General features: G+C 60.7%; 26 protein-coding genes. 20 read left to right on the plus strand and 6 right to left on the minus strand.

All coding sequences use genetic code 11. The annotated features are described in order from the left end of the window. Positions 1 to 2 precede the first annotated feature (2 nt). The 14 genes from antB to KVG88_RS23440 all read left to right on the plus strand — a co-directional run bounded on the left by antB (position 3) and on the right by KVG88_RS23440 (position 12,796). On the plus strand, positions 3 to 494 hold the full coding sequence (antB, locus tag KVG88_RS23375; protein ID WP_150701179.1) for an anthranilate 1,2-dioxygenase small subunit: 492 nt from the start codon (positions 3 to 5) through the stop codon (positions 492 to 494). Between the two features lie 19 nt (positions 495 to 513). Then, positions 514 to 1,536 (plus strand): anthranilate 1,2-dioxygenase electron transfer component AntC, encoded by a 1,023-nt coding sequence (gene antC / locus KVG88_RS23380; protein WP_217872871.1) that lies wholly within the window; start codon positions 514 to 516, stop codon positions 1,534 to 1,536. 105 nt (positions 1,537 to 1,641) lie between these two features. Beyond that, positions 1,642 to 2,802 (plus strand): ABC transporter substrate-binding protein, encoded by a 1,161-nt coding sequence (locus tag KVG88_RS23385; RefSeq protein ID WP_217872872.1) that lies wholly within the window; start codon positions 1,642 to 1,644, stop codon positions 2,800 to 2,802. Between the two features lie 66 nt (positions 2,803 to 2,868). After that, positions 2,869 to 3,780, plus strand: a complete 912-nt coding sequence (locus KVG88_RS23390; protein WP_151213217.1) for a branched-chain amino acid ABC transporter permease — start codon at positions 2,869 to 2,871, stop codon at positions 3,778 to 3,780. Positions 3,781 to 3,790: 10 nt separating this feature from the next. Further along, positions 3,791 to 4,807 (plus strand): branched-chain amino acid ABC transporter permease, encoded by a 1,017-nt coding sequence (locus tag KVG88_RS23395; protein ID WP_150701175.1) that lies wholly within the window; start codon positions 3,791 to 3,793, stop codon positions 4,805 to 4,807. After that, positions 4,804 to 5,553: an ABC transporter ATP-binding protein gene (locus tag KVG88_RS23400; RefSeq protein WP_217872873.1), complete on the plus strand. Its 750-nt coding sequence runs from the start codon at positions 4,804 to 4,806 to the stop codon at positions 5,551 to 5,553. The genes KVG88_RS23395 and KVG88_RS23400 overlap by 4 nt, the downstream gene beginning before the upstream one ends. Then, positions 5,546 to 6,232 (plus strand): ABC transporter ATP-binding protein, encoded by a 687-nt coding sequence (locus KVG88_RS23405; RefSeq protein ID WP_075945923.1) that lies wholly within the window; start codon positions 5,546 to 5,548, stop codon positions 6,230 to 6,232. The genes KVG88_RS23400 and KVG88_RS23405 overlap by 8 nt, the downstream gene beginning before the upstream one ends. Before the next feature lie 6 nt (positions 6,233 to 6,238). After that, entirely contained in the window at positions 6,239 to 7,033 is a 795-nt protein-coding gene (locus KVG88_RS23410; protein WP_217872874.1) for an alpha/beta hydrolase, read from the plus strand. Between the two features lie 308 nt (positions 7,034 to 7,341). Then, positions 7,342 to 8,286 (plus strand): PDR/VanB family oxidoreductase, encoded by a 945-nt coding sequence (locus KVG88_RS23415; RefSeq protein WP_217872875.1) that lies wholly within the window; start codon positions 7,342 to 7,344, stop codon positions 8,284 to 8,286. 17 nt (positions 8,287 to 8,303) lie between these two features. Continuing rightward, positions 8,304 to 9,635 (plus strand): aromatic ring-hydroxylating dioxygenase subunit alpha, encoded by a 1,332-nt coding sequence (locus tag KVG88_RS23420; protein ID WP_217872876.1) that lies wholly within the window; start codon positions 8,304 to 8,306, stop codon positions 9,633 to 9,635. Then, positions 9,625 to 10,158: an aromatic-ring-hydroxylating dioxygenase subunit beta gene (locus tag KVG88_RS23425; RefSeq protein ID WP_150701169.1), complete on the plus strand. Its 534-nt coding sequence runs from the start codon at positions 9,625 to 9,627 to the stop codon at positions 10,156 to 10,158. Before KVG88_RS23420 ends, KVG88_RS23425 begins: the two co-directional genes overlap by 11 nt. Then, complete coding sequence (locus tag KVG88_RS23430; RefSeq protein WP_217872877.1) at positions 10,158 to 10,751, plus strand: cysteine hydrolase family protein; 594 nt, start codon at positions 10,158 to 10,160, stop codon at positions 10,749 to 10,751. Before KVG88_RS23425 ends, KVG88_RS23430 begins: the two co-directional genes overlap by 1 nt. Further along, complete coding sequence (locus tag KVG88_RS23435) at positions 10,748 to 11,536, plus strand: SDR family oxidoreductase (RefSeq protein WP_217872878.1); 789 nt, start codon at positions 10,748 to 10,750, stop codon at positions 11,534 to 11,536. Before KVG88_RS23430 ends, KVG88_RS23435 begins: the two co-directional genes overlap by 4 nt. Positions 11,537 to 11,563: 27 nt before the next feature. Next, a complete protein-coding gene (locus KVG88_RS23440; RefSeq protein WP_217872879.1) occupies positions 11,564 to 12,796 on the plus strand; it encodes a dienelactone hydrolase family protein in 1,233 nt (410 codons plus the stop codon). A 70-nt stretch (positions 12,797 to 12,866) separates the two neighbouring features. Here the strand turns inward: KVG88_RS23440 and KVG88_RS23445 are convergent, their stop codons facing one another. Next, positions 12,867 to 14,384 carry a nucleobase:cation symporter-2 family protein gene (locus tag KVG88_RS23445; protein WP_150701165.1) on the minus strand — a complete coding sequence of 506 codons (1,518 nt, stop codon included), beginning with the start codon at positions 14,382 to 14,384 and terminating at the stop codon, positions 12,867 to 12,869. A gap of 255 nt (positions 14,385 to 14,639) precedes the next feature. Here KVG88_RS23445 and KVG88_RS23450 point away from each other — a divergent pair, with 255 nt between their 5' ends. Both KVG88_RS23450 and KVG88_RS23455 read left to right on the plus strand, forming a co-directional pair. Continuing rightward, entirely contained in the window at positions 14,640 to 14,921 is a 282-nt protein-coding gene (locus tag KVG88_RS23450; RefSeq protein ID WP_150701164.1) for a BrnT family toxin, read from the plus strand. A 3-nt stretch (positions 14,922 to 14,924) separates the two neighbouring features. Continuing rightward, positions 14,925 to 15,251, plus strand: coding sequence for a BrnA antitoxin family protein (locus KVG88_RS23455; protein WP_150701163.1), 327 nt, complete (start codon positions 14,925 to 14,927; stop codon positions 15,249 to 15,251). A gap of 63 nt (positions 15,252 to 15,314) precedes the next feature. Here KVG88_RS23455 and KVG88_RS23460 read toward each other — a convergent pair whose 3' ends face one another. After that, the gene (locus KVG88_RS23460) at positions 15,315 to 16,142 is read right to left on the minus strand and encodes an arylamine N-acetyltransferase family protein (protein WP_217872880.1); all 828 of its coding nucleotides are present in this window, start codon (positions 16,140 to 16,142) and stop codon (positions 15,315 to 15,317) included. Positions 16,143 to 16,254: 112 nt separating this feature from the next. Next, a complete protein-coding gene (locus tag KVG88_RS23465) occupies positions 16,255 to 17,049 on the minus strand; it encodes an exodeoxyribonuclease III (protein ID WP_217872881.1) in 795 nt (264 codons plus the stop codon). A gap of 130 nt (positions 17,050 to 17,179) precedes the next feature. Here KVG88_RS23465 and KVG88_RS23470 point away from each other — a divergent pair, with 130 nt between their 5' ends. Beyond that, complete coding sequence (locus tag KVG88_RS23470) at positions 17,180 to 17,767, plus strand: GNAT family N-acetyltransferase (protein WP_217872988.1); 588 nt, start codon at positions 17,180 to 17,182, stop codon at positions 17,765 to 17,767. A 146-nt stretch (positions 17,768 to 17,913) separates the two neighbouring features. Then, complete coding sequence (locus KVG88_RS23475; protein WP_150701160.1) at positions 17,914 to 18,216, plus strand: hypothetical protein; 303 nt, start codon at positions 17,914 to 17,916, stop codon at positions 18,214 to 18,216. Positions 18,217 to 18,365: 149 nt separating this feature from the next. On the opposite strand, the gene KVG88_RS23480 is transcribed toward KVG88_RS23475, so the two are convergent. The 3 genes from KVG88_RS23480 to KVG88_RS23490 all read right to left on the minus strand — a co-directional run bounded on the left by KVG88_RS23480 (position 18,366) and on the right by KVG88_RS23490 (position 22,813). Further along, complete coding sequence (locus KVG88_RS23480; protein ID WP_217872882.1) at positions 18,366 to 19,964, minus strand: sensor domain-containing diguanylate cyclase; 1,599 nt, start codon at positions 19,962 to 19,964, stop codon at positions 18,366 to 18,368. A gap of 108 nt (positions 19,965 to 20,072) precedes the next feature. Continuing rightward, positions 20,073 to 20,861, minus strand: coding sequence for a WaaZ-like lipopolysaccharide core biosynthesis protein (locus KVG88_RS23485; RefSeq protein ID WP_150701158.1), 789 nt, complete (start codon positions 20,859 to 20,861; stop codon positions 20,073 to 20,075). A 203-nt stretch (positions 20,862 to 21,064) separates the two neighbouring features. Further along, positions 21,065 to 22,813 carry a L,D-transpeptidase family protein gene (locus KVG88_RS23490; protein ID WP_217872883.1) on the minus strand — a complete coding sequence of 583 codons (1,749 nt, stop codon included), beginning with the start codon at positions 22,811 to 22,813 and terminating at the stop codon, positions 21,065 to 21,067. Between the two features lie 82 nt (positions 22,814 to 22,895). On the opposite strand from KVG88_RS23490, the gene KVG88_RS23495 reads away from it, so the two are divergent. Then, positions 22,896 to 23,600: a murein L,D-transpeptidase catalytic domain family protein gene (locus KVG88_RS23495; RefSeq protein WP_150701156.1), complete on the plus strand. Its 705-nt coding sequence runs from the start codon at positions 22,896 to 22,898 to the stop codon at positions 23,598 to 23,600. A gap of 106 nt (positions 23,601 to 23,706) precedes the next feature. Continuing rightward, the gene (locus tag KVG88_RS23500) at positions 23,707 to 25,404 is read left to right on the plus strand and encodes a copper resistance system multicopper oxidase (RefSeq protein WP_217872884.1); all 1,698 of its coding nucleotides are present in this window, start codon (positions 23,707 to 23,709) and stop codon (positions 25,402 to 25,404) included. The last annotated feature ends 1 nt before the right edge of the window (position 25,405 follow it).

Raw genomic sequence — 25,405 nt, forward strand, 5'->3', positions numbered from 1 at the left:
ACATGAATTCGCAACTGCAATACCGCGTCGAGCAATTTCTCTACCGCAACGCCGAGGCCTGCGATACCCAGGATTGGGACGCTTACCTGGCCATGTTCAGCGACGACAGCGAGTTCCACCTGCCGCAATGGGATTCGGAGCACGTCTACACCACCGACCCGAAAAAAGGCATGTCGCTGATCTATTACCCCAACCGGGGTGGCCTGGAAGACCGGGTGTTCCGCATTCGCACCGGCAAGGCGGCGTCGACCATACCGATGCCGCGCACCCTGCACCTGATCAGCAACGTGCGCATCGCGCCGCTGCAGGACGATGAGCTGGAGGTGCGCGTCAACTGGAGCACCCTGTATTACCGCATGCAAACCGCCGAACAATTCTTCGGCCGCGCCACTTACCGCCTGCGCCCCGACGGAGAGAGCTGGAAGATCGCCCGCAAACACGTGGTGCTGCTCAACGACACGATCAATTCCGTACTCGATTTCTACCACCTCTGAACCCTGCGGATTAACGCCCATGACGTACAAGGTCGCCTTCAGTTTCGCCGACGGCAAAACACTCTTCTGCAACGTGCAGAACAATGAAATCCTGCTCGACGCGGCCCTGCGCAGCGGGATCAAGATTCCGTTGGATTGCCGCGAAGGGGTTTGCGCGACCTGCCAGGGCCGCTGTGAATCCGGGCAATACACCCAAGACTATGTGGACGAGGAAGCGCTGTCGGCCAGCGACCTGGCTGAACGCAAGGTGCTGAGCTGCCAGACACGCGTGCAGTCGGATGCCGCGTTCTACTTCGACTTCGACTCGAGCCTCTGCGGCAGCAGCGGCCCGAGCAGCCTGCAAGGCACCGTTAGCGAGGTGCGACAGGTCTCCCCGACCACCGCCATCGTGCACGTGGAAGTCGGCGCGGCGGGCGCGGCGCTGGACTATCTGCCTGGCCAGTACGCACGCCTGCAAGTGCCAGGCACCGAGCATCGACGCTCGTATTCGTTTGCTTGCGCGCCGGGCAGCAGCAACCTGCAGTTTCTCATTCGCCTGCTGCCCAGCGGCGTGATGACCGACTACGTGCGCGATCGCTGCCAGGTCGGTGATGTGATTCACATGGAGGCTCCACTGGGTGCCTTTTACTTGCGGCATATCGACCGCCCGCTGGTGATGGTGGCCGGCGGCACCGGGCTGTCGGCATTCCTCGGCATGCTCGAGCAGATCGCCGAGCAACAAGGCTGCGGTCACCCGGTACACCTCTACTACGGCGTGCGCGAGGCCGCGGACCTGTGTGAAATCTCACGCATCGAGGCCTATGCCGCCAGGATCCCGGGCTTCCGTTTTACGCCCGTGGTCAGTAATCCCAACCCCGACTGGCCGGGCAAGACCGGCTACATCGCCGAACACCTGGAGTTGGCCGAGCTGCGTGACCAGCCATTCGACCTGTACCTGTGCGGCCCGCCGCCAATGGTCGAGTCGATCAAGGACTGGCGCCAGCAGCAAGGCCTGGATCAAAGCCGCCTTTACCTGGAGAAGTTCACCGAGAGCAACAGCTGACACAGCGCCCCCATAACAACAATCAATCGGCCCGACCGAACACTGAATCACTGCCCTCATCGACATCTACCGTGCGTTGGCACGACCTACTTCATAGGCCGCCTCATGAAAAACCTGGTATTGCGTGCATGTCTGGCAACCTCCCTCTGCGCAGCGACGGCTGCCCAGGCCGTGGAGCCTGTCCGAATCGGCTTCATCACCACCCTCTCCACCCCCGCCGGCTATCTGGGCGAAGACTCGCGAGACGGCTTCCAGCTGGCGATCGATCAGGAAGGCGGCAAGCTCGGCGGCGTGCCGGTGCAACTCATCGTGGAAGATGATGGCCTGCAACCGGCCAAGGCCAAGCAGATCGCCGACCGCATGAGCCTGGACGGTATCTCGCTGTACACCGGGGTGATTTTTTCCAACGTGCTGGCGGCCGTGATCAACACCGCCACCAAGGACGGTTTCTACGTCAGCAACAACACCGCGCCGTCGACCCTTGCCGGTGAAAAGTGCATGGCCAACTACTTCGTCGGCTCCTACCAGAACGACACCCCGCACGAAATGGCCGGTGTCGCCGCCAATGAACTGGGCTACAAGAAGATGGTGATCCTGGCGCCCAACTATCAGGGCGGCCGTGATGCACTGGCCGGTTTCAAACGCACCTTCAAGGGCGAAGTGACCGAGATCTACACCAAGCTCAACCAGCTGGATTTCTCGGTGGAACTGGCTCGCGTTCGTTCACTGACGCCGGATGCGATTTTCCAGTTTCACCCGGGTGGCGGCGGTATCAACTTCGCCAAGCAATACGGCGGCTCGGGCCTGTCGGCGCAAATTCCGATGGTGGTGCCGGTGTTCTCCATGGATGAACGCATGCTCGCCGCCACTGGCGACGTGGCCAAGGGCACCAACATCGTCACCCTGTGGAACCCGCAATCGGACAACCCGGCCAACCAGGCCTTCGTCAAGGCGTTCACCGAGAAATACAAGCGCGTCCCGACGGTGTATGCCGCCCAGACTTACGACACGGCCCGGCTGATCGGCGCTGCCCTGAAAACCTCCCAGGGCAATCTCAAAGACCAGCCGGCCTTCCGTTCGGCGATGAAGAACGTCAAGTTCGACTCCATTCGCGGTGACTTCAGCTTCGCCCAGAACCAGCACCCGGTGATCGATTGGTACCTGCTGCAAGTGCAGGCCGGCGCCGACGGCAAGCTGATCGAAGTACCGATCAAGACCCTGGCGACCCGCCATGTCGACAGCTACGCCGCTCAATGCGCGATCTGACCGGCACCTGACTCCCGTCCTCGCCCTGCAGCACAACTGCGGGGCGTTTTCCTGAGGAACGCAGCAATGTTATTGCTCGAACAGATTCTCAACGGCCTGCAATACAGCGCCTTGCTGTTTCTGCTGGCCTCAGGCCTGACCCTGATTTTCGGCATCATGGGCGTGATCAACCTGGCCCACGGCGCCTTTTACATGGTCGGCGCTTTCTGCGCCGCCTACACCGCCATGGCCACCGGTTCGTTCTGGCTCGGCGGCCTGGCCGCATTGATAGGCTCGGCCTGTTACGGCGCGCTGATCGAAACCTCGATCATGCGCCGCCTCTACAATCGCGACCACCTGGATCAGGTGCTGGCGACGTTGGCCGTGGTGTTTTTCAGCAACGAACTGCTGACCCTGATCTTCGGCCGCAGCCCACCGGCGATGCCCACGCCCGAGTGGTATTCCAGTTTTGTCGAAGTGCTGCCCGGATTGATGTACCCGGTCAGCCGGTTGCTGTTCATCGCCGCCGGACTGATCGTGGCGGTCGGCATGTGGCTGCTGATCAACCACACGCGCTTGGGCATGCTGATTCGCGCCGGTGCCGACGACCACGAAATGGTCGGCGCGCTGGGCGTCAACATCGCCCGGTTGTACACCCTGGTGTTCGTATTCGGCTGCGTGCTGTGCGGCTTGGCCGGTTTCATGGCGGCACCGCTGCTGTCGGTGGAAATCGGCATGGGCGAGAAGATCCTGATCACCACCTTCGTGGTCATCGTCGTCGGCGGTGTCGGCTCGGTGCGCGGTGCGTTGGTGGGGGCTTTGCTGATCGGCATGGTGGACAGTTTGGGCCGTGCCTACATTCCGCCGCTGCTGGACCAACTGTTGCCCAGCGAAACCAGCGGCACCCTCAGCGCCGGACTGATTTCCGCCAGCGCCTATATCGTCATGGCCCTGGTGCTGCTGGTGCGCCCGCGCGGCCTGCTGCCGGCCCGCGCCTGAGGAGAACGCTATGTCACCACGCCTCATCATCGACCTTGCGTGCCTGGCGACCTTCGCCTGCATGCCGCTGCTGGCCCACTGGTTGCACGAACCTTATCTGGTCAGCTTCTTCACCCGCCTTGCCATCTACGGCATGGCCGCCATCAGTCTGGACTTGCTGATCGGCTACGGCGCCATGGTCAGCTTCGGCCATGCCGCGTTCTTCGGCCTGGGCGGTTACATCGTTGGCGTCATTGCCTTTCACACGTCCCAAGGCCTGCCGCTGTGGGGCTGGGAAGGCAGCAACAGCGCGCTGGTGGTTTGGCCGTTGGCCCTGCTGGTGTGCGCGCTGTTCTCGCTGCTGGTGGGTTATCTGTCGCTGCGCACCAGCGGCGTGCAGTTCATCATGATCACCCTGGCGTTCGGCCAGATGCTGTATTTCGTGCTCGGTTCGCTGTCGCTGTACGGCGGCGACGACGGCATTTTGCTCAACGAGCGCAACACCCTCGGCGCACTGGATCTGGCTGACGCCAACCACTTCTACTACCTGTGCGTGGCCTTGCTGGCCGGTTGGTTGCTGCTGTGTCGGCGACTGGTCAATTCGCGCTTCGGTTTTGTCCTGCGTGGGCTCAAGCAAAGCGAGCGGCGCACCGTCAGCCTCGGTCTCAAACCCTTGCGCTATCGCCTTACGGCGTTTGTGATCGCCGGCACCGGCGGTGGCCTGGCAGGGATTCTGTGGGCCAACTACGCGTTGTTTGTCAGCCCCGACATGGGCGCCTGGCATAAGTCCGGCGAGCTGATGGCGATGGTGATTCTCGGCGGCGTCGGCACCCTGCTCGGCCCCCTGCTGGGCGCGGCCACTTACCTGGGCCTTGAGCAAGTGCTGAGCCAGTGGACCGAGCACTGGATGCTGATCTTCGGCCCCCTGCTGTTGCTGGTGGTGCTGTTCGGCAAGAAAGGCGTTTACGGTTTGCTGCTGAGCCTGTTACAGCGCAAGCCGAAGGTGGTTGCCGTCAAACCCAACGCCGCCGTGGAGGCACGCCCATGAGCGCACAATTGTCGATCCGTGATCTGCACAAAGCCTTCGGTGCCGTGAAAGCCACCAACGGCGCCAGCCTTGAACTGCTCAAAGGAGAACTGCACGCCATCATCGGCCCCAACGGCGCCGGCAAGTCCACTTTGATCGCGCAGATCGCCGGCGAGATTTTCCCTGACCAGGGCCAAATCCATCTCAACGGCCAGGACATCACCCGCGTTCCGGGCTGGCAACGGCCGCGACTGGGGCTGGCACGGGCTTTCCAGGTCAGCCAGCTTTACACCGAGTTCACCCTGCTGGAGAACGTCGCCCTGGCCATTGCCGCCCGCGAGGGCAAGGCATTCGGCATGTGGCGCCCGTTGAGCCGCGACACCCGTCTGCTGGAACCGGCAATGGGTTACTTGCAGCAGGTGGGGCTGGGCCTTCGCGCGCAAGACTCGGTGCAGGCGCTGTCCCACGGCGAACGGCGGCAACTGGAGATCGCCCTGGCCCTGGCGCAGGAAGCTTCGGTGCTGTTGCTCGACGAGCCGATGGCCGGGATGGGCGCCGACGAATCCGCGCGCATGACCGAGCTGCTGCACAACCTCAAGGGCCGCTACGCGATCCTGCTGGTCGAGCACGACATGGATGCGGTATTCGCCCTCGCCGACCGCATCACCGTGCTGGTGTACGGCCAGACGGTGCTGACCGGCAGCGTCGAACAAGTGCGCAACGACCCGCAAGTGCGGGCCGCTTACCTGGGAGAAGAACATGCTTGAAGTTCAGGGTTTAAAAGCGGGTTATGGCTTGAGCCAGGTGTTGTTCGACATGCACCTGAGCATCGAGCAGGGCCAAGTGGTGTCGCTGATCGGCCGCAACGGCATGGGCAAGACCACCACGGTCAAATCGATCATGGGATTGCTCAAGCCCAGTGCCGGCAGCATCCGCATCAACGGCACGGAAATGCGCGGTGCCGCGCCCTATCGCATCGCCAAGGCTGGCTTGGGTCTGGTGCCGGAAGGCCGCCGCGCCTTCGGCACCTTGAGCGTGCGGGAAAATCTGCTGGCCACCGCTACGCGGGGCAAATGGGATCTGGCGCGGGTCTATGAACTGTTCCCCCGCCTGCTGGAGCGTCAGGACCAACTGTCACGCACGCTGTCGGGTGGTGAACAGCAGATGCTGGTGGTCGGCCGCGCACTGCTGACCAACCCTAGCCTGCTGATTCTCGATGAAGCCACTGAAGGTTTGGCGCCGATCATTCGCGAGCAGATCTGGAGTTGCCTGGCCACCCTCAAGGCCGAGGGCGAGACGATTCTGGTGATCGATAAAAACCTCAAGGAAATGGCGCGGGTGGTCGACCGCCATCACATCATCGAGAAGGGACGACAGGTCTGGGATGGCACACCGCTGGAGCTGGCCGCTCAACCCGAACTGTCGCAACGCTACCTGGGAGTGTGAGCAGCCATGGACCTCAATCAGGCTTACAACAACGTTGCCGCCGTGGGCAATTTTCCGCAGATCATGCAGCGGTTTCGCCAGCGCAGCACCGAGACCTATGCGAGCCACGCCTGGCAGCGTGATGTGCCGTATGGCAATGCCATGCGCGAGCGTTTCGACTGGTACGCCCAGGGGAATGCCGGGGCGCCGACGCTGCTGTTCATTCACGGCGGTTACTGGCAGGCCTCGGACAAGGACGACTACGCCTTTATCGCCGAGGGTCTGATTGAGGCCGGCTTCAATGTCGGTTTGCTGGAATACACCCTCGCACCCGAAGCGAGCATGAGCACCATCGTCGGCCAGATTGGCAAGGCACTGGATTACCTGTTGGCGCATCGCGAAGCCTTGAACATCGGTCATCAGGTGGTGCTGTGCGGGCATTCAGCGGGCGGCCATCTGACTGCGCTGTATCGTCGACATCCGCTGGTGACCCTGGCCATGCCGATCAGCGGCCTGATGGAACTTGAACCCATCAGCCGCTGCTGGCTCAACGACAAGCTGCAATTGAGCGAAGAGGAGATCGGTCGGTTCAGCCCGCAAAGGCTGATCGGCGATGGCGCACCGTTGCTGGTGACCGTTGGCGGGGATGAATTGCCGGAGTTGATTAGGCATTCACGCGAGTACGCCAGTGCCTGTCGCGAGGCCGGGCAGACCGTGAGCCTTGTCGAGCTTGCGGGGTGTCATCACTTTGCAGTGCTGGACGATCTGGCCCGGGCGGATGGTAAACAGTTGCGCGCCCTGCTCGCCTATTTGAAGCGTTGATCTGATTGCGTTGATGCCGATCCCCGAAGTCAAAACGCGATCCTCGTAGCAGCTGGCGAAGCCTGCGTTCGGCTGCGTAGCAGTCGTGAATACTGAAATCTCGGTTTACTTGATGCACCGCGCTGCCTGACCCAGCGCCTGCTACGCAGCCGAACGCAGGCTTCGCCAGCTGCTACAGGTTCCGGTGTGGCTGGGAAGATCGGCACCGTAATCACTCTCGCCAGAAGTGGATACCGGTTTGCCGTTTGCGGCTTTTTTGACCCCCTCAAGCTTCATACAGTGGCTACGAATTCAGACAGGAATTGCGTATGCCCAGCCTCTCGCTCAGGGTCCAACAAATCGACCCTCTGACCCCCAGAATCCGCCGCGTGCTGCTGGTGTCCAGCGACGCCCAACCGTTGCCGGACTTCACCGCAGGCGCCCATCTGGAGCTGCATGTACCGGGCAGCCGCGCTCAACGCCGTGCCTATTCGCTGGTCAACCTGCCCGACGGCGAACACTACGAAATCGCCGTCCAGCTCGAAGAAACGAGCACCGGTGGATCGCGCTGGGTGCACTCACTCAAGGTCGGCGATGAACTGCGGGCCGATGCACCACGCAACCACTTCCCTCTGTGTGAAAAAACCGAGCATGCCCTGCTGATCGCCGGTGGTATCGGCATCACGCCGATGCTGGGCATGGCCCGCTCGCTGCACGCGGCGGGCAAGCCGTTCACCCTGCACTACGCCGGTCGCGATGAAGCACAGATGGCCTACCTGCAAGAGGCCCGCGCCTGCCAGGACAACCACTGCTGGATCAGCGGCGGCGACCCGCAAAAGCGCTTGCCTGCAGCTGCGATTCTGGCCGCGCCAAGCCCCGGCCTGCACCTCTACATCTGCGGCCCCAGCGCCATGCTCAACAGCGTGTTGGCCTGCGCTCGCGAACAGGGTTGGGCAGAAGATCACCTGCATTACGAACTGTTCAGCGGTGCGCTGGAAGTGGCCGGCGACAACGGCTTTGAGGTGCACCTGCGCGAAAGCGGCGTGAACCTGCAAGTGGCGGCCGGGCAAAGCGTACTGGACGCCATGCTCCAGGCCGGGCTGGACCCGATGTTCGACTGCCGACGAGGTGACTGCGGCGTGTGCGTCGCCCAGGTCATCGACGGCCAGCCCGATCACCGCGACATCTGCCTGTCGGAGCGCGACCGCGCCAGCGGCAGTTTCTGTACCTGTGTCTCCCGTGCCAGCAGCGCGCTGCTGGTGCTCGATTTGTGACAAGCCGAGGACATCCCGTGATACCGACCAACGAGCAAATCGCTGCCTTGATCCGCGAGGACAGCGTACACAAGAGCGTCTACACCGACCCGACCCTGTTCAAGCTGGAGATGGAACGCATCTACGGCAACGCCTGGATCTACGTCGGCCATGAAAGCCAGGTCAAGAACCCCGGCGACTATCACACCACGCGCATTGGCGATCAGGACGTGATCATGGTGCGCGGCGCCAACCAGCAGGTCAGCGTGCTGTACAACCGCTGCCCGCACAAAGGCGCCAAACTGGTGGCCGACGGTGACGGCAGTGTCGGCAAATTCTTCCGCTGCCCGTACCACGCCTGGACCTTCAAACTCGACGGCCAGCATCTCTCGGCGCCACTCAAGAGCGGTTTCGAAGGCACCTGCTACGACCCCAAGCACCCGGATTTTTCCATGGTCAGCGTCGCCCGCGTCGAGGCCTATCGCGGCTTTGTGTTCGCCAGCCAGGCAGCGTTCGGACCGGATCTGAAAACATTCTTGGGCGGCGTCATCACTTCCATCGACAACCTGTGCGACCGTTCGCCCGTCGGTGAGGTCGAGGTGGCCGGCGGCATCTTCCGTGTTCAACAGCGCTCGAACTGGAAAGTGTTCTACGAGAACCTGCACGACACCATGCACGCCCGCGTCACCCACGAATCGTCAGTCGATGCTGCGCGTGACGAAGCCCAAGCCATCGGTGAAATGCCCTTCGAACTGCTGATCATGGACGGTAACGGCGAACCCTACGACTTCTGGGAAAAACTCGAACTGCGCGCCTACCACAACGGCCATGGCTACATGGAAGCGATCTTCGACCCGGCCGCCGCCGAGCGCGACGAGGTCTCCCGCGCCCACTTCGAATGCCTGAGCCAGGCTTACGGCGAGCAGCGCGCCAAAGAGATCCTGGGCATGAATCGCCACAACACGGTGATTTACGGCAGCGGATCGCCGCACACGGTGTTCATGCAGTTCCGGGTGATCCGTCCCATCGCCGTGGACCAGACCATGGTCGAGATCCAGACCTTCCGCTGCAAAGGGGCTCCGGATGCCGTGTTCGACCGCGCACTCACTTACGCCAACGTCATCAACTCACCCTCCTCCAACGTGATGCCCGACGACGTCGAAGTCTATGCTCGCTGCCAGGAAGGCAACATGACCCGTGGTGGCGAGTGGATCAGCATGCACCGCTACGTGGGCACCGATAAGCCACTGGAGGACGGCGCAGTGTCCACCAACGGCACCAGCGAACTGCCGATGCGCAACCAATTCGCCGCCTGGAAACAGTTCATGACTGCCACCCTGATTGCCAAGGAGAGCACCCATGCTGCTTGACCGCCGAATCGACGTCGACACTCGCCAATTGACCCCGGCCCAGGTTCCCGCCGAGACCCTGCGCCAGATCGAACAGTTTCTTTATCAGGAGGCGCGCCTGCTGGATGAGCGGCGTTTCTGGGAGTGGGACAAGCTGTTCACCGACACCGGCATGTACTGGGTACCGCACAAGCACGAGCAAGCCAACCCGTTCGACCATATCTCGCTGTTCTGGGAAAACCGCATGCTGCGCGAAGTGCGGATCCGCCGGGTGGAAAACGCCCGCAACTGGTCGCAGCAACCGCAAACCCAAACCGCCCACCTGGTCGGCAACGTGATGGTTGAAGGTCTCGACGCCCAGGGCTTGCTGGTGGTCAGCGCCAGCTTCCAGTACAGCGAATGGCGCCTGGAACAACGCCAGCTCGCCGGTCGCTACACCTATAAGTTGGCCGCTCAGGAGGGTGGTGGCTGGCAGATCCAGCTCAAGCGCGTGGACCTCATCAACTGCAACGATGTGTTCGCCAACCTTGAGGTGTTCGTGTGATGGACACGCCCCTGGTGATCGCCCTGCACTATCAAAACGACGTGTTGCACCCTGAAGGCAAGATTCAAGTCGGGTTGGGTGCCGATGACAGCAAGCGCGCCGCGCTGCTCGATGCGGCCGGTCGATTGCTCGCTGGCGCACGCGCCAAGGGCTGGCCGATTGTCCACGTGCGTGTGGCGTTCCGCCCGGACTACGCCGACCTGATCCAGAACGCGCCGATCCTGCGCGCTGTCGCCAGCCTTGGTGCTGTCCGGGAAGGCAGCTGGGGCGCGGAGTTCTACAGCGCTCTGGCACCAAAGGTCAGCCGCCAGGAGTTCGTCGTCACCCACCACCGGATCAATGCCTTTTATGGCTCACCGCTGGAAAGCCTGGTGCGCCAGTTCAATCCTTCGCACTTGTTGATCGCTGGCGTGGCGACCCACTCGGTGGTGGAAAGCACGGTGCGTCATGCCGTGGACTGCGGTTTCGAAGTGACGGTCGCGGCGGATGCCTGCGCCAGCGCGGACAGCGGCGCACACACAAGCTCGCTGGCGAGCATGGCGCTGATCGCCGGTATCAGTCACGTCAACGAAGCACTGGAGGACTTGGCATGATGCTCGAAGGCAAAGTGGCGATTGTGACCGGCAGCACTCAGGGGCTGGGGCAGGACATCGCTCGGCAGCTGTTGGCGGAGGGTGCCCGGGTGATGCTGGTGGGGCGCAACGCTGACAGTGGTCAGGCGTTGGCGGAAGAACTCGATTGCGGGTTTTCAGCGTGCGATGTGGAGCGCGACGAAGACATCGACGCATGCATCGCTGCCACCCTGGCCCGCTTCGGCAGGCTCGACATCTTGGTCAACAACGCGTGCCTGTATGCCGACCAGGGGCTGGCTTCGGATCGCGCGCAGTGGTTGAAAACCCTCAATGTCAATCTGGTGTCGGCGGCGATCTTTACCCAGAAAGCCGCCGTGCACCTGCCCAGCGGAGGCGTGGTAATCAACATCGGCAGTACCGGTGGCAAATTCGGTGCGGCCGGGCGCGCGCTCTACCCTGCTTCCAAGGCCGGCATCCTGCAACTGACGAAAAACCTGGCCATGACCCTGGCCCCGGAGCAAATCCGCGTGCTGAGCGTTTCCCCGGCCTGGACCTGGTCGCCCAGCGTCGCCGAGTTCAGCGACAACGACCCGCAACTGGCCGATCGGGTCGGGGCGCCGTTTCATCCGCTCGGGCGCATCGGCCGGGGCCATGAGGTCGGCAGCGTGGTGGCGTTTCTGTGCAGCGCCGGTGCCGGCTGGATGACCGGTGTCGACGTGCCCGTGGATGGCGGCTTTTCAATACTCGGGCCAGACCGTGGCGTGTCGCCGCGCGTATGGTTCCAGCAGCACCGTGACAGCCAATAAATCTGATAACCGAATGAGGTAGATGACATGGGCAAGATGATTGAGATCCGGGCAACGGACAGCAACGCCACGTTCAGCGGTTACCTGGCCCTGCCGGCCAGCGGCAAAGGCCCCGGCGTGGTGATCGGCCAGGAGATTTTCGGGATCAACGCCAACATGCGCGCCGTGGCCGACTTCTATGCCGAAGAAGGCTATGTGGCGCTGGTACCGGATCTGTTCTGGCGCCTGCAACCGGGGATTGACCTGGGCTACACCGAAGCCGATTTCGCGCGGGCCATCGACCTGTTCCAGCGCCTGGATGTGGACAAGGCCGTCACTGATATCGACGCCAGTTTTAACGCCCTGCGGGCACTGCCTGAAGTCGAAGGCGCGGGCCTGGGTTATGTCGGCTTCTGCATGGGTGGCAAGCTGGCCTGGCTGACCGCCACGCGCACCGATGTAGCCTGCGCCGTCGGCTACTACGGCATGGGCATCGAACATTTGCTGCACGAATCGGAAAACCTCAAGGGCCGCCTGGTCCTGCATTTTGCCGAAAACGATGGCTACTGCGACGCCAGTGCCCGCGACCAGATCAGTCAACACCTGGCTGCCAACGACAAGGCCGAAATCTACGTGTACCCGGGCGTCGACCACGCCTTCGCCCGGGCCGGGAGTTCACACTACGACAAACCGGCCTCGCTGATGGCCCATGAGCGCAGCATCGCCGCCCTCAAGCGCGAGATCGGCCCCCACTTCAACCTGTCAGCCCTGTGGGAAGACCACATCCGCCACGAGTTCGAGACCCGCGACGTACCGGCCACCATGGCGACCATGGTCGCCGAGCCTTACGTCAACCATATTCCCACCATGACCGGCGGCGTCGGCGCCAAGCAACTCAGCCGCTTCTACCAACACCATTTTGTCCACGGCAACCCGCCGGACATGAAGCTCATCCCGATCTCGCGCACCATCGGCGCACTGCAGATCGTCGACGAATTCATCATGTGCTTCACCCACAGCACCGAAATCGACTGGATGCTGCCCAACGTGGCGCCGACCGGAAAATACGTCGAGATTCCAATGCTGGGCGTGATCAAGTTTCGGGGAGACAAGCTGTACCACGAGCACATCTATTGGGATCAGGCCAGCGTACTGGTGCAGATTGGCTTGCTGAACCCTGAAGGGCTGCCGGTGGCCGGGGTGGAAACGGCGAGAAAGCTATTGGATGAACAACTGCCGTCCAACACCTTGATGGGGCGCTGGACACAAAGCGAACAATAGCAACTGCATGAATGCAAAATAGGCCGATCTGTCATTCAACAGATCGGCCTTTTTTCATGCGTTTGAAACGTCAGACATGCTCACTGCTTTTGGCATGCACCGGGCGTGGCTCGCCATGCCCGTGGTCCACCTCAACCACCGGGATTTCCTTGCCGTCGCAGTCATGCAGTTTGCCGTCGCTGAAGTAATCCCCTTCGCGCAATGCTGCCAGATCCTGATAGCGCAGGACCCGCTCGGTGCCCGCTGCAAACACCGACTGCTGGTCGGAGTTACCGGCCGTGAGGTGGTTGAAGGTCAGGTTGAGCACGATCGCCATGATCGCCGAGGAACTGATACCGGAATGGAAAATCGTGGCGAACCAGCTTGGGAAGTGATCGTAGAAGTTCGGCGCTGCGATCGGGATCATGCCGAAACCGATCGAGGTGGCGACGATGATCAGGTTGACGTTGTTGCGGTAGTCGACCTTCGACAGCGTCCGAATGCCGCTGGCCGCGACGGTGCCGAACAACACAATACCGGCGCCGCCTAGAACGGAAGTCGGCACGGCGGCGATGACCCGGCCCATGAACGGCAGCAGGCCGAGGAGCACCAGAAACACACCGCCGGTGGCGACCACGTAACGGCTCTTGATCCCGGTCACCGCCACCAGCCCGACGTTCTGGGCGAAGGCGCTTTGGGTAAAGGAGCCGAAGATCGGCGCGATCATGCTCGACAGCATGTCGGCGCGCAAACCATTGCCCAAGCGTTTGGAATCAACCTTGGTCTCGATGATTTCACCGACCGCCAGGATATCCGCCGAGGTTTCCACCAGCGTCACCATGACCACGATGCACATCGACAAAATGGCCGCGAAGTGGAACGTCGGCATGCCGAAATGGAACGGGGTCGGGAAGCCGAACATCGGACCTTCGCTGACGGACGAGAAATCCGCCATGCCCAGGAACACCGCGACAATCGTACCAATGACCATTGCCAGCAGGATCGAGAGACGGGAGATGGTCGCGCTGCCGATCTTGCTCAGCAACAGCACCAACACCAGCGTCATCGCAGCCAGGCCGATGTTGGCCATGCTGCCGAACTCTGGGGAATGGCTGTTACCGCCCATGGCCCAGCGTGCGGCCACTGGCATCAGCGTCAGGCCAATGGTGGTGATCACGATGCCCGTGACCAGCGGCGGGAAAAACTTGGTGATTCGAGAGAACACCGGCGTGATCAGTAACCCGATCAGCGATGCCGCAATGACCGCCCCCAGAATCGACTGGAACCCTCCCTCACCACCGCTGCTGACAATCGCCACCATGGTTGCGACGCCGGAGAACGACACGCCCTGCACCAGCGGCAACTGACAGCCAAAAAACGGTAGACCCAGGGTTTGCAGCAACGTGGCCAGCCCCCCCGCAAACAATGAAGCAGCAATCAACAAACCAATGTCCGCCGGCGAAAGGCCGGCCGCCTGACCGATGATCAAAGGCACCGCGACGATGCCACCGTACATGGTCAGAACATGTTGCAGGCCGTAAGCCATATTCGCGCCGATCCCGAGATTCTCATCTTCAGGCCGTTGGTGTGAAACATGGGGCGTTTTCATGTTAGGGGGTTCCCTGGTTTTTGTTATGCGCACACTGTATGCAAGACTCAGGACAAATGTCTATAGAGTTGTATACAACTTACTCGTCAAATTATGAACGGTTAGTCATCCCGGCCATTTGCCAGCAAGCGCAATCGCGCCAAAAACCTTGAAATACATCCCTTCGGGCCATTCTCCTGCACCCACTAGTCTTTTGAATTCGTGGCGACAGTCGGTCGATGTTGTCTTCTTCCATATACATATAAAGTATGCATAATGAAGTCATTCGAAATTCAGTATCACAAGGCCAAGAACGCAGCCAACAAACTCAAGCACCAAGGCATCAGCCTCGCCGAGACCGAACCCGTGTTCCATGACGAACGCGCCCTGACCTTTCAGGACGAACACCATGATGAACAACGCTGGATCACGATCGGGCTGGATGGCAAAGGGCGTTTGCTGGTCGTTGCATACACCTATCGTGACCCGAATTTCGTTCGAATCATTTCTGCGCGCCTCGCGACCAAAAACGAGCGGCGCCAGTATCTGGAGGCTTGATCCATGAAAGACGAATACGACTTCAGCAATGCCAAGCGCGGGGCAGTTGCCTCGGAAAAAGGCAAAAAAAGAATCACCATCATGCTCGATGAAGTGGTCATTGAGGCCGCACGCGCGTTGGCAGAAAGCGAGGGGTACGGCTACCAGACGGCAATCAACAACATCCTGCGGCGCACGTTGCTGCCCGATATGAGCAAAGCGGCTGAAGCGAAAGCGACCGGGCATTTAAAACCGGGCATTACGGCGACAGAGCTGAAAAGCCTGGAGAAAAAACTGCTGGAAGCCCTTAACGAAATCCATCGAGTGATGGAGCCCGATGCCCGTCCATAAGCCAAAAAACGAAAGGGACAGATTGATTCAATCTGCCCCTCATAATGGATACGACATTGGCCGTTACTGCGGCTCGATCAAGCGTGCCAGGGTTCTGCCTAGCGTTGCACTCGCCGGTACCTGAATCCCGAATTCAAGCTCCAGCACTTCCAGCAGCTCCTGCACATCCGCCACTTGGCGTCGCTCGCTGTCGCGGCCGATGGTGTGAATCGCAAAGCTGCCGTTATTGAGTGTGCGCCGCCAGCCCTCGCCGGTCCGCGCCACCATCAGTTGTTTGACGAAAGATGATTGCGGATGAGTCGAGACGTACCAGTTGCCGACGCTGTAATCGATGTCTTCCTGGCGTTGCAGATCGAAGATGTACATCGCTCGCCATTCTTCGCCGACCTTGGCGCGAAGCGTGTAGCCGTCCATATGCTGCTCAATGCGATAGGGCTCGTGAGGCGTGGCTTGCTCGGCAGGGCTGTCGAGCAACAAAGGCGCGGTGGGCACCATGCCGCCGAAGCCGACGTCGCTGATGTAGCGCACGCCGTCCACGGTCACCAGACTCAAGCGGTGCGTGCGGGCAGTCCAGGCACCTTCCGGCTGGCCCATGACCACGCGCCCGGTGATGCCACGTGCATCGAAACCCAGCTCTTGCAGCAAGACCAGGTACAGATAGTTGAGTTCGTAGCAGTAACCGCCGCGTCCCTGATGCAGGACTTTTTGTTCGATCGACGCCAGGTCGATCAGCACCGGTTCGCCGGACAAGGTGGTGAGGTTTTCAAACGGGAAAGCGCCGGTGTGGCGTAATTGAAGTTGACGCAAGGTATCCAGGGTCGGCGCCGGAGTCGCATCAAAACCCAGCCGTTGCAGGTACAGCGCGCGATTCGTCAGGCGTGGTTCGCTCATCGTTCAGTCCTTGTGCACGCAAGCGGCGGATCGCTCCGCCAATGGCCGCTATGTATAAGGGATGAACCGCTGCGCATGACAATTGATTTAGCCAATCGACCCGTAAGACACTTCATCGACGCTTGCGCGAACCCAGCTGAATCCAGGTCGGCGCATGGTCACTGGCACGGGGTTCATTGCGCACCCAGGCATCGACGCCGGCCTCTTCCAGATAAGGGCTCAAGGCCGGGTTGAGCAGGAGATGATCGATGCGCAACCCGGAATTCTTCTGCCAATGCTGGCGAAAATAATCCCAGAAGGTGTAGACCCGTTCCTGCGGATACAGGTGGCGTATGGCATCGGTCCAGCCCTGTTCCAGCAATCGTTGATAACACTCGCGGCTCTCGGGTTGCAGCAACGCATCCTTGAGCCAGGAGCGCGGGTTGTAGATGTCCAGATCGGTCGGGACCACGTTGTAGTCGCCGGCCAGCACCACCGGGTGTTCACTGACTTGCAACGTCTGCGCGTAGCGAATCAGCCGTTCAAACCAGGCCAGTTTGTAATCGAACTTCGGCCCCGGTTGCGGATTACCATTGGGCAGGTACAGGCAGCCCACCAGCACCCCATGCACGGCGGCTTCCAGATAGCGGCTGTGCGTGTCGCTGTCATCACCCGGCAACCCCCGACGGCTTTCCAGGGGCTGCGCATCCCGCGCCAGAATCGCCACCCCGTTCCACGAGGCTTGCCCCTGCCAGAGGGCGCCATAGCCGATGGCTTCAAGTTCTGCCGCCGGAAATGCGCTGTCGACTGATTTGAGCTCCTGCAAACAGGCGATGTCCGGACGTTCGCGTTCGAGCCAGGCCAACAGGTTCGGCAGCCGTGCGCGCATGCCGTTGACGTTGAACGTCGCGATCCGCAGTTTTTTCATGACCCACACTCCATTTGCCTGCCTGTCCTGGCTGTGACCTCACGGGCCTGCCAGTGGTTGCGTCGGCCGACTCATCTGCGGCGTAATAGACGCCCCACGCCTGACATGCCTGCCGAGTACGCGCCAAATGATCGATACCACCTTGCACGGCGAGCGAATCAGCCTGCGCCCGTTGCAATACGCCGACGCCGACGCCCTGGTCCACGCCGCCGCAGACGGCGAGTTGTGGAGCCTCACCGTCACCGTCGTGCCCTCGCCGACCACCGTCGGCAGCTACCTGAAAAAAGCCCTCGATGGCCGCGATGCCGGCACGGTCCTGCCCTTTGTCATTGTGCTCAAGGATAGCGGCGAGGTCATCGGTTCGACGCGCCTGTGGAAAATCGACCGGCTCAACCGCAAGCTGGAAATCGGTAGCAGCTGGATCTCAGCCCGCTGGCAGAAAACCTTCGTCAACACCGAAGCCAAATACCTGCTGCTGCGCCATGCCTTTGAGATGCTGAACTGCGTGCGGGTGCAGTTCACCACCGACGAAAACAACCTGGCCTCGCGCCAGGCAATCCTGCGGCTGGGTGCGCAACAGGAAGGCATCGTGCGCCACGAACGGATCATGCCCGACGGGCGCAAGCGCAATTCAGTGCGGTTCAGCATTATTGATGAGGAATGGCCGCAGGTGCGGCAGGCGCTGGAATCCAAGCTGTCTGATATCGCTCGGCGCTAACACCAAACCACTGTGGGGGCGAGCCTGCTCGCTCCCACAGGGATTTGGGGTTGCCGCAAGAGATGCCACTCGTCACCCAACCGGCACCAACCCCGCCGCCCCTCACACCAACATCAGGTAGCGACTCACTTTTTTGGAGACGTGCCATGTTGAACATCAAAATCACTTCGTTGTTGCTAGCCGGTTTGTTATCGGCGGCGTCCTTGAATGCCTTCGCAGAATCCGGCGAAAGCACGGATGCGACGGGCACCAAATCCGGTGCTACCAGCGGTCCTGTGATGCCACCCGACAACACCCCCTCCGCGCCTTCGGGCGGCAATGCCGGTGACGGCGGCGCGACCGGTTCTTCGTCCGGCAGTGCGGGTGGCGCCAGTGGTTCCGGCGCGGGTGGCGGCACTGGTTCGGCAGGCGGAGGCAGTGGCGGCGCTGGCGGCGGGACAGGCAGCTGAACGAACAAGCGCAGCCGATGACGGTAAGTCATCGGCTGCGTTCCACGGCTAAAGCACTAAAACTGTTTGCAACCTGACGACAACTTCCGACAGGCAGACAGCCGGGTCTCCGGGGGTGTTTCGGGGGTGATACGGCCCGGCAAAACGCTTCAACGATCTGAACGCATCAGTTCAGCGATGCCGCCCTCCAGCGACAGCACCGCCGAACGGTTACGGCCGGAATGCTTGGCCTGATACAGCGCAGCATCCGCTCGCTGGATGAACACGTCCATGCTGTCACGCCCTGTCGGCATGAACGAGTAACAGCCGAGGCTGACCGTCACGTAACCGGTGGGCGATCCGGTATGGCTGATGTTCTTGGCCATGACACTGCGGCGGATCTGCTCGGCAATGGTCATGGCCCCATGGATGTCAGTGTCCGGCAGCAATACGGCGAACTCTTCCCCGCCGTAACGCACCGCCAGATCAGCCTTGCGGTGGCAGCAATCTTTCACCGCACGCGCGACCTGAGCCAGGCAATGATCACCGACCACATGGCCGTAAGTGTCGTTGTAGCGCTTGAAAAAATCGATGTCGAGCATGATCAGGCTCAGCGGGCTGTGCTGACGGGCGCCGCGTCCGAACTCGACATCCAGCGCCCGTTCGAACAAGCGACGGTTGGCCAGACCGGTAAGGCTGTCGTGGGTGGCAATCAGCTCAAGCGCTTCCTGAGCCTGGCGCAAATCCGCTTCGACCCGTTCACCAACCCGCAGCTGACGGATGAACACCCAGCCAAAAAGCCCGACGCCCAACATCACCAGCGCAACGATCAGGCTGGAGCGAAACGCCGTGTCGTGCCACTCCGCCAGAATCGAATCCCTGGATGAGGCCGCCGACACCACCAAGGGGTACGCGTCCAGTTGCCGGTAGCCATACAAGCGCACGACTCCATCCACCAGCGAGGTGAACATCGCCTCACCGGAGGTCGCCCGAGGCAGGAGGTTCTGGAAGACTTCACCCTTGGCCAATGACGTACCGATCTGCGACTCCACGAACGGTCGCCGCGCCAGCAGCGTGCCATCGGTCAACCCGAGGAACATCGAGCCTTTGTCATCGATGCTGAAGCTTTTGAAGAACTGATCGAAGTACGACATTTTGATGCCAGCGAGCAATACGCCCTGGAACTCGCCGTTCTTGTCGTTCACCCGTTTGGAAACCGGAATGATCCACTCGCCATTTTCGCGGCTGCGAATGGCTGCGCCGATGTGCGCCACGGACGAGACATTCTGCTGGTGGAACTTGAAGTATTCGCGATCCGCCACGCCGGGACCGCGGGGCAAATCCTCGAACGAGGTGACGATCCACTGGCCTTTTTGATCGAACAGCAAAATGCCGTGCAACTGATCCAGCGACTGCACCCGTCGGGCGAAGGTCTTCTGCAACCGCGATCTGAGGGGTGGGCCAAACCCGTCGACTTGAATCCAGTCCACCAGGCTGGTCAGCACCAGATCGGCCTTCATGAAGGTGTCTTCGGCTTGCTGCGCCATGGCGCGTGTCAGATTCGACGATGCCACCCGGGCCTGATTCAGGTCGTGACGCCGGGATTGCTCCAGCTGTAGATAAAGCAAGGCACACAGGCACAGGCACACCGTAGCAATGAACAGCACCGCGGCCTTGCGCAACGGTAGGCGTTTCAATGCATCGCCGGGGGCGTGGTACTGGTCGTCGTGGCGTGTGGGCAAAAGCGCGTCCTGAATAGGGTAAGGCATGGGCGGAGCGCCATATCCCTTGGTTCCGGGCGCCAAGTCTACGGGGTTACAAAGCAAAAATGGGAACCGCTTGGCAAGTGGTTCCCATCGGTCCCGTATAGGGTTTACTCAGATCAGCGTATCGAGTTGATCCATCGTTACCCGGGGGACAAGCTCCGCTGAAATCCTCGAGCAGTCAGACAGGTTGTAGACCTGGAAGTCTTTGTTCATGACGTACTTCGACAGAATCTCGAATGACGGCAGGATTCTCGTATCAAAATGCTGATCAAGCCGGCAGGGAGAAGCCATGTCGCCTGGTTCTTCGTAGAAGCGGCTTATCGATTGATTCAAGTCGACGCCCACCAGGAACACTTTGGTAAAGCCAACGTGGTAGGCAAGCTGTAATGCCAGATAGGCCACCGTACGAGCGTCGAAAAAACCGCGTTTGAGATTTTTGCTGAAACCCAGGGTTCGAGTACGACCAGTGCCCAACTTGCGACTTCTGACCAGCTCAGGGTCCGCCCGGAACAGATCGCTCCAGGACTGCTTGGGCGCCCGCCCCAACAAATACAACTCACCTTGGGGTTCAGCCTGTTTACCCCAGACATGGTCTTCCCACAGCGCGACCCGCTCGCTGATACCCATGGCGTGAGAAAACAGTCCAGGTTGTTGCAGGGGAAAACCCTGATCGGTACACACATAAAAAAACGGTTTGATCCCTGTTCCTGTGAACTTCGAGATCGCACCGTTCATGGTGATCATGGGAACGTCGGCGTATTTTTCCAGTGGAAAATCTTTGGCGGATGCTCCCGAGGCAACAATAAATACCGTTCCTTTTCGAATGTTGCGGCACTCATCGAGGTCATGCACATGAAGTGGACCTGCGGTGATTGACGAATTTCTATGCACAACATCCATCTTGAATTCCCTATCCCATTTTAGCTCGGTCACCTATGACCAACTTTCATTGTGATAGTTTTCAACACATGCGCCAACCGCCATGCGCTGCCAGTTCGCAAAATTGCGACGGAGCGCAAAGGCCGACATAGAGCGGTCGGCCAATTGTCTAACGGAAAAACCAGCGTTGATTCAACCAATGCAAACCCACTTTTTCCGGGTCGTTAGTTGTTTTGCCCCGTCACGACCAATGGCGCTCCTGCCGGCTGCAAGTCCACTGCAGGCAACTCCGTCGGCATGTTCAACCGGCGCAACACCGGAGAATCATAGCCATAAACATCGGGTTTGAACGTCACCCGTCCGTCGTGGCTCATATCTACCGTCCAGTACGCCAACAACACCGGCACCTTGACCGGGAGTTTGATGTTTTCGGTCTTGCCGTTGGCCAATTGCTTTTGAATGCCTTCGCTGTTCCAGCGCACCGGATCGTTGAACAGCAGCTCCACCAGTTGCAATGGATTTTCCACCCGAATACAGCCCGAACTGGTGGCGCGCATCGACTTGGCAAACAACTCGCGATGCGGCGTGTCGTGCAGGTAAATGGCGTAATCGTTGGGGAAGCGAATCACCACCTGGCCCAGGGAATTTTCGGGGCCGGCGTCCTGGCGCAATGTGATGCCACGCGCGTTGTACCAGTCGATGCCGGCGGGATCGAGCACATTGCCTTGGCGGTCGAGGGCTCTGATTCGGTTGGCGGCCAGGTAACCCGGATTCTGCTGAATCTTGGGCAACATGTCCTTGACCAGGATCGTCGGCGGCACCGTCCATGTAGGGTTGAACGTGACATAGGTAATTTCGGACTGGAACACCGGTGTGCTGCGAAACGGTTTGCCGACTTGTACCCGGGAGCGCCAGATCGGCTGGCCGTCGCGGTACAGTGCGACCTTGTAGCCGGCGATATCAACGACGACAAAAGTCCCCTGCAGTTTGTACAGCAACCACCGCGCCCGCTCCATGTTCACCCGGACTTGATCGATCCGCGCTTCTACTGGCACATTCAACGCCGCGAGCGTCGCCGCCCCGGCCACACCATCCGCGCCCAGATACTGCTCAGCCTGATACTTCTTCACCGCCGCGATGACTTTGTCGTCGTAGTCCGTGCGTTTGCCGTTGTGCGGTTCCAGGTAGCCCCCCGCCACCAGACGAGCACGCAATTGCGTCACCGCCACCCCGTCCATGCCGGGTTTGAGCGACTGCCCCTCCGTCACTTTTGGCCAGCCACCGGTATCCCTGACCTGGCGCAACTGCGCCAACGCCACACGCATGTTGCGATAAACCGCCTCCTGCGGTGGTGCCTGGGCAAATGCGCGAGCCACATCGTGATCATCCAGGGCGGTAAAGAAACTGTTCACGTCCTCACGAGGATCAACGCCGACCGGGTCGAAATTCCAGTGAAAGTCCAACCGTGCCGGATCGACTTTGCCACGCCGCAACTGCAATAGCGCGGTGATGTAGGTGCGGGTTGCCGCCAGATCGAACGCCGCCGATTGCGCAGGTGTCGGCGCGGTTGCCTGCATCGCCAGTTGTGCCTGCGCCAATTCCGCCACGCGGAAATCCGCCGGGACCAAGCCATCGATTTCCGTTTCGTTCAGGCTTTTGAGTAATTGGGTGACATCACGACCGTCTGTCCAGGCGGCGCGAAAGTTACGATGGGAATAAAAATCCATGACCACCCGTCCGACGTCCACGCGCTGATGCTTGCGCGAGGTGAGCAACGGCGGGAACGAAGATTGCAGGGGTTCCAGCACTGATTGAATGGCCTGACCGACGACATCGTCCGGCGCGGCGGCCAATGGACTGGTTGGCGGAGTTACCGGCATGATCGGCGAAGTTTCTGCCAACGCAGTGCCGCTGATCAGAAAGACCATAAAAAAAGCACGGCTTATGACGAATAACCTTGTTAATTGACCCATGGATAATCCTTAATCTCCCGCAATCAAAGGGCTAGCGTCCAACTCGCTGCTAGACTCGAAATATTCCTGATGAGACATTTTTATGGCGCTACACCGCTTTGGCTTTCTATACACAGCTCTGCTGTTGACGTCGGCTTCCCTATCCACAGCCTACGCCGATTCGCTTGAAGTCGCGCTGGCCAAAGCTGCTCCAAACGCCAATGCCAAGGTCATTGCCCTGGCGGTCCGTGCCACCCAGTGCACCCGCGTCCAGGGCGCAGCCCCGGCACAGAGACTAGCAGTGATCGATTACTCGTTGCCTTCGACCGAACAACGCCTGTGGGTGTTCGATCTGAAAAAGCGCAAATTGCTGTTCCACGAACTCGTCGCCCATGGCCGCAACAGCGGCGAAAACATGGCCACGCAGTTCTCCAACCAGAATGAAAGCTTCGCCACCAGCCTGGGCCTGTTCCGCACCCAGCAAAGCTATCGCGGCCAAAACGGCTATTCATTGCGCATGGAAGGCCTTGAACCGGGCTTCAACGATAACGCCTACGACCGCGCAATCGTCATCCATGGCGCGCCGTACGTCAGTCCCGTTCTGGCAAGGGCCAATGGCCGGATCGGCAGAAGTCTTGGTTGCCCCGCAGTCAGGCCGGCGATCGCCCATCGCCTGATCGACTCGATGAAGGACGGCCAATTGCTGTTTTCCTACTACCCGGATCAACGCTGGCTGAAGTCATCTTCCTACATTAACTGCAGCGGTGGCACCGTCGCCTCGTCCGACAAGCCTACCAAGCGCCAGTAAACAACGCCTACCTGTCAAAACTGTAATCCCCGCCTCAGCCTGCTGAAAGCAACCGCCCGTTAGCCTCGTCAACAAGTTCACCAGGCTGACGGACGGGATCATCGGCATGCACTCCAACACTTCACGACGCACCTTCGTCAAAGGCCTGGCCGCTGGCGGGCTGCTGGGCGGCCTCGGGTTATGGCGGCCACCTGTCTGGGCAGTCACTAGCCCCGGCGAACCGCACGTGCTCACCGGCAGCGATTTCGAGCTGTTCATCGGCGAAACCCCGGTCAACTTCAGCGGCACTGCACGCACCGCCCTGACCATCAATGGCAGTCTTCCCGGCCCGCTTCTGCGCTGGCGCGAAGGCGATACGGTCACCTTGCGGGTGAAAAACAAACTCAAGGACAGCACCTCCATTCACTGGCACGGCATTCTGCTGCCGGCCAACATGGACGGCGTGCCCGGGCTGAGTTTCAAAGGCATCGAACCGGGCGGAGTGTATGTCTACCAATTCCAGGTCCGGCAAAACGGCACCTACTGGTATCACAGCCATTCGGGTTTGCAGGAACAGTCCGGTGTCTACGGGCCGTTGGTGATCGACGCCCGGGAGCCTGAGCCTTTCCAGTACGACCGCGATTACGTGGTGATGCTTACCGACTGGACCGACGAAGACCCGGCCAGCCTGATGAAGACGCTGAAAAAGCAGTCCGATTACTACAACTACCACAAGCGCACGGTTGGCGATTTCATCGACGACGTCAGCAACAACGGTTGGCGCGCGACCGTTGCCGATCGCAAGATGTGGGCCGAAATGAAGATGAACCCCACCGACCTTGCCGACGTCAGCGGCGCCACTTACACCTACTTGATGAACGGCCAGCCACCGGACGCGAACTGGACCGGAGTGTTCCGTCCCGGCGAAAAACTGCGGCTGCGCTTCATCAACGGCTCGGCCATGAGCTACTTCGACGTGCGCATTCCAGGCCTGAAAATGACCGTGGTCGCGGCCGACGGCCTGCACGTCAAACCGGTGAGCGTCGACGAGCTGCGCATCGCCGTGGCGGAAACGTTCGACGTGATTGTCGAGCCGACTGCGAGCGCCTACACCCTCTTCGCCCAATCGATGGACCGCACGGGTTATGCCCGCGGCACCCTGGCGCTGAAGACGGGCCTGTCTGCACCGGTGCCACCGCTGGACCCACGCCCGTTGGTGAGCATGGACGACATGGGCATGGGTGCAATGGATCACGGCGACATGGCCGGCATGGACCACAGCAACATGGCCATGCCCGGGATGCAGTCGCATCCCGCCTCGGAAACCGACAACCCGCTGGTGGACATGCAAGCCATGTCCACCACCCCAAAACTCGACGACCCCGGCCTCGGACTGCGCAACAACGGCCGCCGCGTGCTGACCTACGCCGATCTGCGCAGCACCTTCGACGACCCGGACGGCCGCGATCCCGGGCGCACGATCGAGTTGCATCTGACCGGACACATGGAGAAATTCGCTTGGTCGTTCAATGGCGTGAAGTTCTCCGACGCCGAGCCCCTGCGCCTCAAGTATGGCGAGCGCGTTCGTGTGGTGCTGGTCAACGACACCATGATGACCCACCCCATCCACCTGCACGGCATGTGGAGCGACCTGGAAGACGAGAACGGCGACTTCATGGTGCGCAAACACACCATCGACATGCCGCCGGGCACACACCGCAGCTATCGGGTGACCGCCGATGCGCTCGGACTCTGGGCCTATCACTGCCATCTCCTGTACCACATGGAAATGGGCATGTTCCGTGAAGTTCGCGTGGAAGAATGAG

It is taken from the genome of Pseudomonas azerbaijanoccidentalis (assembly GCF_019145495.1).
Taxonomy (GTDB): domain Bacteria; phylum Pseudomonadota; class Gammaproteobacteria; order Pseudomonadales; family Pseudomonadaceae; genus Aquipseudomonas; species Aquipseudomonas azerbaijanoccidentalis.